The sequence below is a fragment of the Streptomyces sp. NC-S4 genome (assembly GCF_054353315.1).
This window is the reverse complement of the sequence record NZ_CM135937.1, coordinates 7,328,115-7,342,400: the sequence shown is the minus strand read 5'-3', so window position 1 is coordinate 7,342,400 and position 14,286 is coordinate 7,328,115. Positions and strand designations below refer to the sequence as shown.

At 73.6% G+C, this 14,286-nt stretch carries 13 protein-coding genes; 2 read left to right on the top strand and 11 right to left on the bottom strand.

Translation table 11 applies throughout. The features are described 5' to 3' along the window. Positions 1–3: 3 nt before the first annotated feature. From ACXNSR_RS32830 to ACXNSR_RS32810, 5 genes are all read right to left on the bottom strand, one after another. Positions 4–633: an aspartate/glutamate racemase family protein gene (locus ACXNSR_RS32830; RefSeq protein ID WP_458638982.1), complete on the bottom strand. Its 630-nt coding sequence runs from the start codon at positions 631–633 to the stop codon at positions 4–6. After that, on the bottom strand, positions 630–971 hold the full coding sequence (locus tag ACXNSR_RS32825; RefSeq protein ID WP_458638981.1) for a GNAT family N-acetyltransferase: 342 nt from the start codon (positions 969–971) through the stop codon (positions 630–632). Before ACXNSR_RS32825 ends, ACXNSR_RS32830 begins: the two co-directional genes overlap by 4 nt. 14 nt (positions 972–985) lie before the next feature. After that, the gene (gene panD, locus ACXNSR_RS32820) at positions 986–1,405 is read right to left on the bottom strand and encodes an aspartate 1-decarboxylase (protein WP_030011425.1); all 420 of its coding nucleotides are present in this window, start codon (positions 1,403–1,405) and stop codon (positions 986–988) included. A gap of 114 nt (positions 1,406–1,519) precedes the next feature. Continuing rightward, a complete protein-coding gene (locus ACXNSR_RS32815; protein ID WP_458638980.1) occupies positions 1,520–3,094 on the bottom strand; it encodes an alpha/beta fold hydrolase in 1,575 nt (524 codons plus the stop codon). 12 nt (positions 3,095–3,106) lie between these two features. Beyond that, positions 3,107–4,666, bottom strand: coding sequence for an alpha/beta fold hydrolase (locus tag ACXNSR_RS32810; RefSeq protein ID WP_458638979.1), 1,560 nt, complete (start codon positions 4,664–4,666; stop codon positions 3,107–3,109). A gap of 311 nt (positions 4,667–4,977) precedes the next feature. Between ACXNSR_RS32810 and ACXNSR_RS32805 the strand changes: the two genes are divergently transcribed. Beyond that, positions 4,978–7,857: a SpoIIE family protein phosphatase gene (locus tag ACXNSR_RS32805; RefSeq protein ID WP_458638978.1), complete on the top strand. Its 2,880-nt coding sequence runs from the start codon at positions 4,978–4,980 to the stop codon at positions 7,855–7,857. A 147-nt stretch (positions 7,858–8,004) separates the two neighbouring features. Next, positions 8,005–9,150, top strand: coding sequence for an ABC transporter substrate-binding protein (locus ACXNSR_RS32800; RefSeq protein ID WP_458638977.1), 1,146 nt, complete (start codon positions 8,005–8,007; stop codon positions 9,148–9,150). 15 nt (positions 9,151–9,165) lie between these two features. Here ACXNSR_RS32800 and hisC read toward each other — a convergent pair whose 3' ends face one another. Genes hisC through ACXNSR_RS32770 form a run of 6 tightly spaced genes read right to left on the bottom strand, consistent with a single transcriptional unit; the run spans position 9,166 to position 14,255 of the window. Further along, positions 9,166–10,260 carry a histidinol-phosphate transaminase gene (gene hisC, locus ACXNSR_RS32795; protein ID WP_458638976.1) on the bottom strand — a complete coding sequence of 365 codons (1,095 nt, stop codon included), beginning with the start codon at positions 10,258–10,260 and terminating at the stop codon, positions 9,166–9,168. A 27-nt stretch (positions 10,261–10,287) separates the two neighbouring features. Next, positions 10,288–11,607 carry an ATP-grasp domain-containing protein gene (locus tag ACXNSR_RS32790; RefSeq protein WP_458638975.1) on the bottom strand — a complete coding sequence of 440 codons (1,320 nt, stop codon included), beginning with the start codon at positions 11,605–11,607 and terminating at the stop codon, positions 10,288–10,290. Then, positions 11,604–12,443, bottom strand: coding sequence for a TauD/TfdA dioxygenase family protein (locus ACXNSR_RS32785; RefSeq protein WP_458638974.1), 840 nt, complete (start codon positions 12,441–12,443; stop codon positions 11,604–11,606). The genes ACXNSR_RS32790 and ACXNSR_RS32785 overlap by 4 nt, the downstream gene beginning before the upstream one ends. Further along, complete coding sequence (locus tag ACXNSR_RS32780; protein WP_458638973.1) at positions 12,425–12,637, bottom strand: hypothetical protein; 213 nt, start codon at positions 12,635–12,637, stop codon at positions 12,425–12,427. The genes ACXNSR_RS32785 and ACXNSR_RS32780 overlap by 19 nt, the downstream gene beginning before the upstream one ends. Then, entirely contained in the window at positions 12,634–14,046 is a 1,413-nt protein-coding gene (locus tag ACXNSR_RS32775) for an FAD-binding oxidoreductase (RefSeq protein ID WP_458638972.1), read from the bottom strand. The genes ACXNSR_RS32780 and ACXNSR_RS32775 overlap by 4 nt, the downstream gene beginning before the upstream one ends. Further along, entirely contained in the window at positions 14,043–14,255 is a 213-nt protein-coding gene (locus ACXNSR_RS32770) for a ferredoxin (protein WP_458638971.1), read from the bottom strand. The genes ACXNSR_RS32775 and ACXNSR_RS32770 overlap by 4 nt, the downstream gene beginning before the upstream one ends. Between the last annotated feature and the right edge of the window lie 31 nt (positions 14,256–14,286).

Below are 14,286 nucleotides of genomic sequence, written 5' to 3'. Positions count from 1 at the left end.
GGCCTACCGGGTCGAGCGCAACGCCAGGCCCGCGGCCAGGCCGCGAGCCGGGCTGGAGAGTACCGGGACCGGGCCCGTGGCCAGGTCCGCGGCCCCGGCCATGGAGGCCTGGGCCAGCACGACGACGTCCGCGCCGGTGACGGCGTCGGCGGCCTCGGCCACGAGGGTGAGGTAGCCGGCGGTGTCCCCGGCCTCGAAGCGGTCCCAGGCCCCGGCGACCAGGTGCGTGACGATCGACACGGGCCGTTCACCGGCCTCCTCGGCCAGCAGCGCGCAGGTCGGGGCGAGCGTGGATTCCAGGGCGGCCAGTACGGCGATCCGCGGCCCCGCCCGCACCGCGGCGGCCGCCATCGGCCGGTCCACCCGGAGCACCGGGGCGCCGAGCGCCGGAGCCAGGGACTCCGCGGTCGCCCCGATGGTGGAGCAGGTGACCAGTACGGGCGGCCCGGCCTGCGCGAGCAGCAGCTCCCGAAGGGCCGGAGCCACCGACTCCGGCCCTTCGGCCCGGGCCCGGTCCAGCAGCTCCGGGACCACCAGGTGCCGTAGTGCGGCCCCCGGATGGTGCCGGTCGCGCAGGGAGTCGAAGACCGGGACGTGCACGGGCGAGGTGTGCAGCAGGAGCAGATCGGTCACCCGAGGCCGGGGGACGCCGCCAGCTGCGCCTCGGCCGCCGCCACGACCCCGGCGGCCGGTTCGGGTGCCTCGTCGGGATGTTTGGCGGCCCAGCTCGCCGCGTACGGGCAGAGCGGCACCACGGGCACCCCCTCGGCGGCGGCGATCCCGTAGAAGGTCTTCACCAGCCCGCCGGCGATACCGAGGCCCTCGTGCCCCTGCTCGACGATGGTGTGCACCGCGACCAGGGCGTGGGGCGCGTCGGCGAGCACGAAGTACGCGATGCGACCGACCACCGCCCCGTCCTCGACGGCGAGCAGCCGCCCGGCCCCACGGTCGTCCCGGAACTCGATCGGCATGATCCCCCGCTCCCTCAGACGGCCACGGCGTGCGGGCTGCGCCGCTGATCCGTGCCCGGCACCGGAGCGGAAGGGTCCGCCCCCAGCTCGACGATCCGGTTGTCGCCGTCCACGTGTACGACGCGGGGCTCGAACACCCGGGCCTCGGCGTCCTCGACCTGCGCGTAGCTGATGAGGATGACCAGGTCCCCGGGGTGCACCAGGTGCGCGGCGGCGCCGTTGATCCCGATCACCCCGGACCCGCGCTCCCCCTCGATGACGTAGGTCTCGAGCCGCGCCCCGTTGGTGATGTCCACGATGTGGACGAGCTCCCCGGGCAGCAGATCGGCCGCGTCCAGCAGGTCGGCGTCGACGGTCACGGAGCCGACGTAGTGCAGGTCGGCCTGGGTGACGGTGGCCCGGTGGATCTTGGACTTGAACATGGTACGAAGCATGGAGAAACTCCCGGATTGTCGGCTACCTGCCTGCTTTACGCAGGTCAAGTGCAGTCCTCGGAGCCTACAACGGTTCGCATGTCCGGTCAGCTCTCCCCGGGACCTTCGGCCGGCTCAGGGGGCGATGTCGAACTTCGGGGGCTCGAGGTCCTCGAGGCAGGCGGTGTTCGGGGCGGTCGGGTCGTCGAAGAAGGAGGAGGTGATGGATCGGGCGCACTTCGAGGTGGCGAACACCACGTGGGGTGCGTAGGGGACCGTGACGACGGTGGCACGGCTCAGGGTCCGGGCGACGTACGGGCCGTTGTCGGCGCCGGTCCGGGAGTCGAAGCCGCCCGACAGCACGAGGGTGGGGATGTCGCTGCGGGTGACGTCCCGGATCGAGCCGGGGGCCGCCGGGACGTGCCAGGCCTCGCAGTCCGATCGGAGGAAGGGCAGCTGCGGAGCCTGGGCCAGTACGGAGGCGGGGAACGCCGGGAACGCCTGCCGGCCGGCCCGGACGGCCTGGGCCCCGGTTTCGTACGGCACCCACTGGCTGCAGAAGACTCCGTAGGCGAGACCGTGGGAGACCCGGCCGATGGCCTGGGGGCTGAACCTGCCGCCCGCCCACTGCTCGGCGACGCGCCGCGGGTCGCCCCGGGCCAGCTCGTCGAGGGCGCGGGGGACCCCGGTGGCGACCTGGGTGGCGGAGATCATCCAGTTCAGCAGGGCTCCGCCGTCGAGGACGACCTTCACGGGCTTCGGGCTGTCGGGGAGCGTGACGGTGGTGGTGACGGGCTCGGCCTCCAGTGCGCGGACCAGGCGGTCGAAGGTGGCGGACACGTCCGGATATCTGCGGTGGCACGCCGGCTGCTCGGCGCACGCCTTGAACACGGCGTCCAATCCCTGGCGGGCGCTGCTCCAGGCCGCCGCCGCGCTCGCCCTGGACGGCGGCAGGATGCCGTCGAGGCCGACCGACCGGATGCCTTCCGGGTGCAGGCGCATGTACGCGAGCGCCAGGTGGGTTCCGTAGGAGATGCCGAAGACGTTCCACTCCCGCAGCCCCAGTGTGGTGCGCAGGTCCGCGTAGTCGGCGGCGCTCTCGATGTCGTTGTAGGCGCCGAGGTCGGCCGGGGTGCGCGCCAGTTTCTTGCGGCAGGCCTTGGTCGCGGCGACGTGTGCGCGCTCCGTGGCCGGCGCGTCGTAGACGAGGCCGACCGCCCTTGCGTTGAACTCGTCGATGTTGCGGCAGGTGAGCGCCGGGTCGGCCGAGTACGTCCCGCGCTGGGACATGAGGATCACGTCCCGGTCGCGGTTCAGGCCGCCGTCGACCGCCCGCTTCGCGGCACCGACCGCGTCGTCGCCGGGTCCGCCGGAGAGCCACACGATCGGGTCGGGTTTCGGACGGGCGGCCGCCGCGGGGACGATCGCGACGCCGAGCGCGATCGTCCGCCCGCCCGGCCTGACGCGGTTCTCGGGCACGGTGAGCGTGCCGCAGCGGGCCCCTTCGAGTTCGCGGACCGGCTGCGGTGTCCTGGGGCAGGGGCCCGGTTCGTAGCGGGCGTCCCCCACGGTGCGGGCGACCGTGCCGCTCGCGCCTCCGGGCGTCTCCCCCTGCGCGCTCGCGGGCGCCGCGAGCAGGCCGGTGACGAGGATGGCGGTCACCGTCGCGGCCGACCCGGAGCGCAACCTCCGTACGTGGGGTCGTGGCATCCGCCCTCCCGGTCACTTCGGGGTGATCGTGAACGGCTCCCACCCGAGGCCCGCCACGCACGCGGTGTCGGGCGCGGCCGGAGTGGCGAGGAAGGACGCCAGTACCTTCTGGGCGCACGGCGACTGCGGGACCACCCAGTGCCCGATGCCGGGGATCTGCACGGTGGTCGACCCGGGCAGCGTACGGGCCGTCCGCTGTGCCCAGCTCGCCCCGGTCTTCATGTCACCCGTCCCGTTGAGGAAGAGCGTCGGCACCGAGCCGGCGGGCGCCACCCGCTGCTGGGCGGTGCGGTCCGGGACGTTCCAGACACGGCACACCTGGTCCTGGAAGGCCAGTTGGGGCGCCTGGGCCAGGACCTGGTCCGGCCAGTCGGGGAAGGCCCGGCGGCCCGCGTCCAGCACGTCGGACGCCGTGTGGTCCGGTACCCACTCGCTGCACACGACCGAATTCGTCAGACCGTGGGCGGTCTGGCCGACGACCTGGGCCGCGCCGGCGGCGCGGGCCCTGGCGAAGCGCTCCGGACGTCCGCGGCCGAGTTCGTCGATCGCCGCCGGGAGCTCGGCGAACGGAATCGCCTTGGCCACCAGCAGGTTCACCAGCGCGCCGCCGTCGAGGACGACCTTCACCGGGTCCCCGCCCTGCGGCGGCCGGACGTTCAGGGTCAGCGGGTGGGCTTCCAGTTTGCGCACCTGCTCGTTCAGGGTGCGTTCGAGGTCCGGGTAGCGGCTCTTGCAGCGGGGCTCGGCCGCGCAGGCCTTGTAGATGTTCTGGAGGCCTTCGTGGGCGCTGGCCCAGGCGAAGGGCAGGGAGACCGACTGCGGAGGGGCGATGGAGTCGAACGCCACCGCACGGATCCCCTGGGGGTGCAGGCGCAGGTACGTCAGGGCCAGGTTGCTGCCGTAGGAGTGGCCGTAGACGTTCCACCGCCCGATGCCGAGCGCCGTGCGCAGGTCGGCGAAATCGGCGGCGTTCTCGGTGCTGTTGTAGGCGCTCAGGTCGGTTCCGTCGGCCGTCAGGCGGTTTCGGCACTGCTTCACCGCGTCGAGCATGAGCCGCTGCGTCTGCGGTGCGTAGGAAGGCAGGCCCACGGCCGTGCTGTTGAAGCGGTCCAGTTCCGGGCAGGCGAGGTCGGGCTGGTCGTAGAGGTTGCCTCGCTGGGCCATCACGATCAGTTCGCGGTCCCGGTTCAGGCCGGAGGAGACCAGGAACGGGATGTCGTCGAAGGTCTCGCCACCGGGGCCGCCCGACATGAACACGACGGGGTCCTGGGCGGGCTTCGCCGAGACGGCCGGGATGACCGCCACGGCCAGCCGGATGGTCCGGCCGCCGGGACGGGCACGGTTCTCCGGGACCTCCAGGAAGCCGCACCGGGCGTTGGCCAGCGCTTCGATCGGTTCGGGCGTCCGGGGGCAGGGCCCGGGCTCGAAGCGTGACGCGGCGGCCGTGCCGGGGGTGGGGCCGGTGTCGGCATTCTGCTGGGCGGCACCCGCCGGCACCGGGCCGAGTGCCGCCAGGAGGGCCAGGGCGGCCCCGGCGACCGCCGTCCCGTCACGGTAGCTGTGCTCTGCCATGTGATCCCGTTCCTCTGCCGATCGACGGCTGCCCGCCGGACGGCGCCGCGGCGGTATGGGCGGAACGCACGTAATCGACGTTACCGGCTGGTCCGAACACGTGCACACGGACGGCCGCGGGACCCCGCACCGGGGGTGGACCGCCGGCCCGCCCCCTGCGAAGTCGTGCGGCTGCTCCTGCCCGGTGAGTGTCGGTCAGACGTGTCGGCGGGCCGGAACGGTGACGCGGCCGTCCCTTGCCGGAGGTGCTGCGGGACCGGGCGCACGTGCCGCACGCTGCCGACAGCGCGCGGAGGTTGGAAAATGGACTGATGAGCAACTATCTGGGAGAAATCCGGCGCTGGCTGCTCGGTTCCGGCATGGGCTCCTCCGCCCGCTCCCGGCCTCCTCTCCCGGGGAACGACCAGGAGCGCCAGGAGCGCCAGGAGCGCCAGGAGCACCGGGAGCGCCAGGAGCACCGGGACCAGGCCCCGCCCCCCAAGGAAGGGGTGCGGCGGCGGCCGCAGCGCCTGTCCTCCCTGCTGAGCGCGCGCAGCGTGGCCGGTGAGGTGTTCCTCCTCCAGCTGGCGGTCGTCGTCCTCCTCGTCGCCGCCGCTGTCGTGGCGCTCGTGGTGCAGGGCCGGAGCGCCGCCATGATGGACGCCCGGAACCGCACCCTCGCCGCCGCCGGGACGTTCGCCGAGTCCCCGGGGATCGTCGCCGCCGTGCGCGGCCAGCACCCCAGCGCGGTGCTCCAGCCCAGCGCCCAGGCGGCCGCGAAGATCGCCGGGGTCGACGGCATCAACGTGTACACGCTCGACGGGCTGACCCTCGCCCACAGCGACCCGCGGCAGATCGGCAAGCACGTCGTCGGCCCCTTCGCGAGGGCGGCGGCCGGGCGGTCCTTCACCGAGACGTTCACCGGTTCCCTGGGGCAGTCAGTGGTCTCGGTGGTCCCCGTGAAGGCTGCCGACGGCAAGGTCGTCGCCATCGTCTCCTCCCCGGTCACGGTCGAGAACGTCCAGAACATGCTGAACGGGCAGCTGCCGGTCGTCCTGGGCAGCGCGGCCGCGGTGCTCGCCCTGTCCGCGGGCGGCACCGCGCTGGTGAGCCGCCGGCTGCTGCGCCGGACCCACGGCCTGGGACCGGCCGAGATGACGAGGATGTACGAGCACCACGACGCGGTACTGCACGCGGTCCGGGAGGGCGTGCTGATCGTCGGGGCCGGCGGACGACTGCTGCTGGCCAACGACGAGGCACGCCGGCTGCTGGACCTGCCGGCGGACGCGGAAGGGCTTCCCGTCACGGACCTGGGTCTGGAGGAGGGGATCGCCGAGCCGATCGTGTCGGGCCGGGCGGTGACCGACGAGGTGCACATGGCAGCCGATCGGCTACTGGCGGTGAACATCCGGCCCACCGCCCCGTACGGGTCCGCCGGTACCGTCGTCACGCTGCGGGACACCACCGAGCTGAGGGCCCTGTCCGGCCGGGCCGAGGTGGCCCGCGAACGCCTGAAGCTGCTGTACGACGCGGGGGTCCAGGTGGGTACGACCCTGGACGTCGAGCGCACCGCGGAGGAACTGGCCGAGGTGGCGGTCCCGCGGTTCGCCGACGTGGTCACGGTCGATCTGCTGGACCCGGTGCTGCGCGGCGAGGAGCCGCCCGAGGCGCACACCGAGATGCGCCGCACCGCCGCCGTCGGCCATCTGGACGACCATCCGCTCTACCCCGTCGGCAAACTGATCCGCTTCGTTCCCGACAGCCCCATGGCGGCCGGGCTGGCGGGCGGCCGCGCGGTCCTGGAGGCGGACCTGCGCAGCGCCCGGCTCTGGCGGACCCAGGACCCGGCCAATGCCCAGCTGATCCTGGACCGCGGCATCCACTCCATGATCGCCGTGCCGCTGCGGGCCCGGGGCGTCGTGCTGGGGATGGCGGGCTACTGGCGGGGGCGGGACTCCCCGGCCTTCGACGAGGAGGACGTGTCCTTCGCCGAGGAGCTGACCGCCCGGGCCGCGCTGTCCGTCGACAATGCCCGCCGTTACACCCGCGAGCACACCGTGGCCGACACCCTGCAGCGCAGTCTGCTGCCCCGGCACGTACCGGAGCAGTCCGCCGTCGAGGTCGCGCACCGCTATCTGGCCGCCCAGGCGGTGGGCGGCGACTGGTTCGACGTCATCCCCCTGCCCGGCGCCCGGGTGGCGCTGGTGGTCGGGGACGTGGTCGGCCACGGCCTGCACGCCGCGGCCACGATGGGTCGCCTGCGGACCGCGGTCTACAACTTCTCCACCCTCGACCTGCCTCCGGACGAGCTCCTGAGCCACCTGGACGAGCTGGTCGCCCACATCGACACCGACGAGCAGGAGTGGGGCGGGATCACCGGAGCCACGTGCCTGTGTGCCGTCTACGACCCCTCCTCGGGGCGGGTGACGGCCGCCACCGCCGGGCATCCGGGCCCTGCCCTGGTCCGGCTCGACGGCACCGTGACCTTCCCCGAGGTGCCGGTCTCCCCGCCGCTGGGCCTGGGCGCGGGGCTGCCGATGGAGACCGCGGAGCTGACCCTGCCCGAGGGCTCCGTGCTGGCGCTCTTCACCGACGGGCTGATCGAGAGCCGCGACCGCGACCCGGACGCGGGGCTGGCAGCGCTGCGCGCCGCGCTGGCCGGGCCCGCCCGCACCCCGGAGGAGATCTGCACCGCGGTGATCGACACGATGCTGCCGACCAGGCCCAACGACGACGTCGCCCTGCTGGTCGCCCGCACCCGGCGGCTGGACCCCGAGCGGATCGCCGAGTGGGACGTGCCGCCCGAACCGGCGGAGGTGTCCCGGGTGCGGAACGCCTGCGCCCGCAAGCTCGCGGACTGGGGCCTCGAGGACATCGCCTTCACCACGGAGCTCATCCTCAGCGAACTGATCACCAACGCCATCCGCTACGGGACCGAGCCCATCCGGGTGCGGCTGCTCTACGACCGCAACCTGGTCTGCGAGGTCTCCGACGGATCCAGCACCTCCCCGCACCTGCGCCGGGCCGACGACAACGACGAGGGCGGCCGCGGTCTGTTCCTCGTCGCGCAGTTCGCGCTGCGCTGGGGAACGCGCTACACCGATCGCGGCAAGATCATCTGGAGTGAGCAGGCCCTCCACGAGGGCGCCCCGCCGGCGGTGACGGTTCCGGGAGAGACCCTGCTGGCCGGGTGGGACGACGAGCCGCTCTGAGACCGCGCCGGGGACGCGCCGGTACGGGGGCCACGAAGAGCGCGGCCGGGGGAAACGCGGCGACCGGGCGGGCCGGGACTGCGCCACCGGGGCCTGTGAACGTACGCTGGTTCCGACCGGTACGCGACCGCCCGCCATGGAGCCTTTGTGCCCGCACCTCGTCTCCGGACAGCCGTCGTCGCCGCCCTCCTGGCCTCCGCGGCGGCGCCCCTCGGCGCCTGTGCGGACAAGCCCGCCGCCGTGCCCAGAGAGCCCGCGGTGGCCACCTCCGCCACGGACGCCGGCGGCATGGCCGCGCTGACCGCGGCGGCGAAGAAGGAGGGCTCGCTCAACACGATCGCGCTCCCGAGCGACTGGGCCAACTACGGCGCGCTGATCGACGGCTTCGAGAAGAAGTACGGGATCACGGTCTCGGTGGAGAACCCGGAAGGCACCAGCCAGGACGAGATCGACGCCATCAAGGAGCACCGGCGCGACGGCCGCGCCCCCGACGTGATCGACGTGGGCGGCTCGTTCGCCCGGTCCGCGGCCGAGCAGGGCCTGCTCGCCCCGTACAAGGTCGCGCCGTGGGACAGCATCCCCGAGGACCAGAAGGACCCGCGCGCCCGCTGGTACAACAACTACGGCGGCTACGTCTCGATCGGCTGTGACGCCAAGCGCGTCGAGACCTGCCCCTCGACCTTCGCCGATCTGCGCAAGCCCGAGTACAAGGGCAAGATCGCGCTGAACGGCGACCCGACCAAGTCCGGCTCCGCGTTCGCCGGCGTGTACGCGGCGGCCCTGGCGAACGGCGGTTCCTTCGACGACATCCGGCCCGGGATCGACTTCTTCGCCGAGCTCAGCAGGATCGGAAACTTCATCCCGGTCGAATCCACCCCGGCGACCATCGAGAAGGGCGAGACCCCGATCAGCATCGACTGGGACTTCCTCAACCTCGGGTACGCCGACGAGTTCCGCAGGAAGGGCGCGGACGTCGACTGGCGGACCGCCATCCCCTTCGACGGCAGCTTCGCCGAGTACTACGCCAACGGGGTGAACAAGGACGCCCCGCACCCGGCCGCGGCCCGTCTGTGGCAGGAGTACGTCTTCAGCCCGGAGGGCCAGAACATCCGGCTCGGCGCCTACGCACGCCCCGTCCTCATGGACGCCATGAAGGAGGACGGCACCCTCGACACGGCTGCCGCCGAGAACCTGCCGACGGTCGAGGGCACACCGGCGTTCCCGACGGAGGCGCAGCAGCAGAAGGCGAAGGAGACCGTCAACCGCTACTGGGACAAGGCCGTCTCCGGCTGACGGCGGCCCCGTCGTTCACCCGTCGGCGCCGCGTCCGCGTGCCCCGGTGGGATCCGTGCCGGCGCGATAGTGGTCGGCCGCCGAGAGGAAGGCGTCGTTCTCCTCCGGCAGGCCGACGGTGACGCGGACCCCGTCCCCGGGGAAGGCGCGTACGAGGACGCCGTGGCGGGCGCAGAAGTCGGCGAAGGCGACCGCCCGCTCCCCCAGGGGCAGCCATACGAAGTTCGCCTGCGAGGCGGTAACCGGGTGGCCGTGGCGGGCCAGCCGGGTCTGCAGCCGGCGGCGTTCGCCGACGATCGCCGCGGAGCGCGAGCGCACCTCCTCGGGGCGGTCGAGTGCGGCGAGGGCCGCGGCCTGGGCGAGGCGGCTGACCGCGAAGGGGACGGACACCTTGTGGACGGCGGACACCACGGCCGGCGGCGCCACGCAGTACCCGATGCGCACACCGGCGAGCCCGTACGCCTTCGAGAAGGTGCGCAGCACCGCCACGTTCGGGCGGTCGCGGGCGAGCTCGATCCCGTCCGGCACGTCGGGGTCGTCGGCGAACTCCCGGTACGCCTCGTCCAGTACGACCAGGATCCGGTCGGGGAGGCGGTCGAGGAAGGTGCGCAGCTCGCGGGCCCGGACCGCCGTCCCGGTGGGGTTGTTGGGGTTGCAGACGAAGACGACGCGGGTGGCGGGGGTCACCGCCGCGAGCATCGCCTCCAGGTCGTGCCGGTGGCCGGCGTCCAGCGGGACGGTGACGGCGCGTACGCCCGTGACCCTGGCGAAGACCGGATACGCGTCGAAGGACCGCCAGGCGCACAGGACTTCGTCCCCGGGGCCGCAGAACGCCTGGACGAGGTCGCGGCACAGGCTCACCGACCCGCAGCCGACGGCGATCCGCTCCTCGGGGACGGCGAGGACGGCGGCCAGCCGGCCGACCAGGGTGTCGGAGAACCACTGCGGATAGCGGTGGCCCTCGACGGCGGCGCGGGTGATGGCCTCGACCACGGCGGGCGGTGGCGGCAGCGGCCCCTCGTTGGAGTTGAGCAGGACGGCGTCGGGCGCCGTGCCGGGGATGTTGTAGTCGGGGACGGTGGCCAGGTCGCTTCTGATGGCGACGCCCATGGGGCTCCTCGGAGTGTGCGGACGCGGTCAGTTCGGGGCGAGGCGGAACACGTCGTCGGCCAGCAGCCGGATGCGGCGGTGGTCGGCGAGGAGCCGCTCCGTGCGGTCCCCGGTCAGGTAGATCCGCAGCGGGCTGGACAGCAGGTCGGTGGTGGGTCGCATCCGGTCGCCCGGTGCCAGCCGGGGCACGGCCAGGTGCACGGTGTCCAGGGCGCGGATCCGGGCCAGGGCGTCCTCGTCCACGGCCTCGACGAGACCGCCGCGGGTGGTGCGGACGTGGACGACCATCCCCTCCCGGTGCTTGCGGTACAGGCTGTCGCCGGGGTGCCCGCGCCGGTACGCCTCGGGGCGTACGCAGGCGAGTGCGAGCAGGTCGGCCTGGTTCCCGTCGAGGCACGCGTCGTGGTGGCCCGGGTCCATGATGCCGTCGAGCCGTGCGCCCACCTCGACGAGGACCGGCCCGGCGGCCGTCATCATGATCTCCGCGTGGGCGGCACCGAACCGGATGTCCAGGGCGTCGAGCACGGTGTCCAGGTAGGTGACGAGGGGTTCGACCACCGGCGCGCCGGGGTCGACCAGGACGTCCCGGTCGTAGACGGGCCGGGTCCCGACGAGGGTCTTGTCGTACCGCCAGACACCGCACACGTGCCGTGCGCCGCCGGGCCCCCTGACCACGTCCACGATGTACTCGGTGCCGTCCAGGAAGGACTGCGCGAGCAGTTCGTCGTTGTGCCGGCCGAAGATGTCCCGGCTGCCGAGGATCTCGGTGGCGGCGGCGCGTACTTCGTCCGGGCCGCGGCAGACCGAGACCTTGTCCGTGGAGGCCGAGCTGAGCGGTTTGACGACGACCGGGTAGCCGGTGGTCCGCGCCCAGGCGAGCACCTCCTCGACGTCGCCGGACTTCAGCTGGTCGGCGCAGCGGATGCCGGCGGCGCGCAGCGCCTCGATCATGAGGTACTTGTCGCGGCGCAGCGCGGAGGTGGCCGACGGGTTGCCGGGCAGGCCCAGCAGCTCGGCGGTCCGGTCGGCCGGCGGGACCCCGGTCTCCTGGCCGGGCAGCACCCCGCAGGGGTGGTAGGAGGCCAGCTCCCGCACCGTGCGGGCGGGGTCGGCCGCGTCCTGGACCACGTTGGCCAGGTACGGGCGCAGGTCCGGCGGGGGTACGCAGTCCAGGAACTCGGGCGTGCTCTGCAGGTGCACGACGTCCGCGCCGAGCCGGCGGAAGGCGGCGGGCAGGTACTTTCCGACCGAGTAGCCGTCGACGATCACGCCGACGGGCGCGGCGGAGGAGGCCGGGGCGGCCGGGGCGGAGGCCATGGCGGATCCCTTCTTCGGGGGCGTGCTCACGCGGCGGCGACGCTGACGCGGTGGACGGTCCGGGAGACGCCGGGCGGCAGGTCCGAGGCGACGTGGTAGGTGGTGGCGGTCTTCCACAGCAGCAGGTCGTCCGGGGTCCAGCGGTGGGTGTACGTCCGGTCGGGGTCGGCCAGGAGGGTGTCGACGAGGTCGAAGAACTCCTCGTTCTCGTTGGCGTCGAGGCCGACGACCCGGTCCATGTAGGCGCGGGCCCCGTACAGGAAGCGGCGGCCGGTGTGCGGGTCGCGGCGGACGACGGGGTGTTCGACGGCCGGGTACTGGCGGGCGACGAGGGCGCGCACCTCGGCGATGGACAGGCCCACGTGCTCCGGGGCGATGCGCTGCTGCTTGGTGAGGGTGTGCCGCCCGATCCGGTCCCACAGCAGGTCGCGCCACTCATCGGGCAGCCGGTCGTAGACGTCGGCGGCGCTCGCGAAGACGGTGTCGCCGTGCCCCTCGGGGACGTGTACGCCGTGCAGCACGGTGTAGGCAGAGGGGTCGGCGTCGAAGGAGGAGTCCTGGTGCCAGAAGTGGCCGACGCGCTCGATCCCGATCGGCCGGCCGGCCCTGCGCTCGTTGGACGAGACGAGGATCTCGGCGAAGTCGGGGTGGCGCCAGTCGGCGAGCAGGAAGGGGACGGGCCGGCCGATGCGGGCGGCGATCCCGATCTGCTGCCGGGGAGTGAGGTCGATGCCGCGCACGACGACGAGGTCGCGCCGGTGCAGGGAGTCGACGACGTCGGCGAAGACCTCGGGGCGGGTGAGTTCGGCGTGGGTGAGTCCGGTGTACTCGACGCCGATGAAGGGGGTCAGGTCGCGCTTGTGCACGGTTCCTCCTTGTGCCAGGTGTACGGGTGGGTGCGGGCGGCGAGCAGCAGCAGCAGCAGCAGGCAGGCGGCGCAGACGGCCGCCCCGGCCGCGTCCAGGCCTGCGCCGCTCAGCAGGTGGGGGTGAGGAAGGGGCAGGCCATGGCGCCGGTGCGGAAGAGCAGGGTGGTGAGGAACAGCGTCCGCAGGTCTCAAGTGGCACGGTGTTTCCCGGGCGGCCGGCGGGCGAGGACGGCACCGGGGTTGAACAGGCCCGCCGGGTCGAGGGCCTCCTTGAGGCTCCGGTGGACGCGCAGCGCCACGGGTCCGAGCTCGCGTTCCAGCCAGTCCTGCTTGAGCTTGCCGACCCCGTGCTCGCCGGTGATGGTGCCGCCGAGGGACAGGGCGAGGGCGAGGATCGCGTCGAACGCCGCCCGGGCGCGGGCGTACTGCCCGGTGTCGGCGCCGTCGTAGAGGACCGTGGGGTGCATGTTGCCGTCGCCCGCGTGGCCGACGACCGCGACGGTGAGCCCCGCGTCGGTGCCGATCCGCGTGCAGCCGTCGATCAGTTCGGCGATGCGGGTGCGGGGCACGGCGACGTCCTCGGTCATGCAGGCGCCCCGCGCTTCGAGGGCGGCGAGGCTGACCCGGCGGGCGCGCAGCAGCAGGGCGCCCTCCGCCGCGTCCTGCGTGGCGTGCGTGTAGACCGCGCCCGCCTGCCGGAACACGCGTTCCATGTGGTCGAGTTCGGCTTCGCGGGCGGCTTCGGGGGCGTCGGACTGGCACAGCAGCAGGGCCTGGTCCCCTTCGCCGACGAGCTCGGTGCCCAGGTAGGCGGAGGAGGCGCGCAGCGAGGTCGCGTCCATGATCTCCATGAGGGAGGGCACGAGGCCGGCCCGGACGATCCGGTTGACGCTGGCGCCGGCCTGGGCCACCGAGTCGAAGGCCGCGATGACGGTGCCCGGCGCGGCCGGCAGCGGGCGCAGGGCGAGGGTGGCCCGCGTGATGATGCCGAGGGTGCCCTCGCTGCCGACGAGGAGGCGGGTGAGGTCGTAGCCCGCGACGCCCTTGACGGTGCGCCGGCCGGTGCGCAGGAGGGAGCCGTCGGCGAGGACCGCCTCCAGGCCGAGCACGTAGTCGCCGGTGACCCCGTACTTGCCGCAGCACAGCCCGCCGGCGTTGGTGGCCAGGTTGCCGCCGAGGGTGCACGTGTCGAGGCTGGAGGGGTCGGGCGGGTAGTACAGGCCGTGGGTGGCGGCGGCCGTCTTCAGGTCCTGGTTGACCACCCCCGGCTCCACGACGGCGATCCGGTTGTCCGGGTCGAGTTCGAGGATCCGGTTCATCCGCGTCGTGGCCAGGACGACGCAGCCGTCGACGGCGTTGGCGGCGCCGGTCAGGCCCGTTCCGGCGCCCCGGGGGACGATGGGAACGCCGGCGGCCGCGCAGGCCCGTACGCATGCCCGCACCTGCTCGGCCGAGGCGGGCAGGACCACGGCGAGCGGCCGGCCGTACGGGGCCAGCGGCATCATGTCGTGGGCGTACCCGGTGGTGGCGTCCGGGTCGGTGACCAGGGCGCCGTCGCCGTCGAGGGCGGCACGCAGGGCGTCCAGGAGGGCGGCGGTCATACGGGCCGCCCGTCGGCCCCGGTCACCAGGATGGCCCGGGCGGGGCACAGGTCGGCGGCTTCCAGGACGGCGCCGGCGAGGTCCTCGGCCGGTTCCGGGTCCAGCAGCAGGACGACGCCGTCGGCCTCGTCCTGGTCGAAGACCGTACCGGCGGACAGGACGCAGTGGCCGGCGCCGACACAGCGCTCGGGATCGAGGGTGACCTTCACGGGGTCGGCTCCTTCGGGGCGGGGGACGGAC